This is a genomic window from Pelomicrobium sp. G1, from assembly GCF_051905455.1.
GTDB lineage: Bacteria > Pseudomonadota > Gammaproteobacteria > Burkholderiales > UBA6910 > Pelomicrobium.
Window position 1 is genome coordinate 1 of record NZ_JBQACR010000283.1, and the last position, 292, is coordinate 292.

Here is a 292-nt window from a genome sequence, read left to right on the forward strand (position 1 = left end):
CCTCCACCCTGGACGGGCTGGCCATGGGGCTCGGGCTCACTGCGGTGCTGGCCCTGCTGGGCGCTCTGCGGGAGCTCGCAGGCAAAGGGACCCTGCTCTCGGGCCTGCATCTCGTCTTCGGGGAAGGCGCCCGGGGCTGGACGGTGCAGGTGCTGCCCGACTACGGCGGCTTCCTGCTGGCGGTGCTGCCCCCCGGCGCCTTTATCGGGCTGGGGCTGCTGATCGCCGCCAAGAACGCCATCGACCGGCGGCGGGCGTTGCGCCGGACGGCGCCCGCGGCCCTCGCCCGCGG

1 protein-coding gene is annotated in these 292 nt (G+C 75.3%); it reads left to right on the plus strand.

The window, feature by feature from the left end; genetic code table 11:
* On the plus strand, positions 1 to 292 hold a 292-nt coding region (locus tag ACTFO6_RS18520), incomplete at both ends, for an Rnf-Nqr domain containing protein (RefSeq protein WP_439935842.1).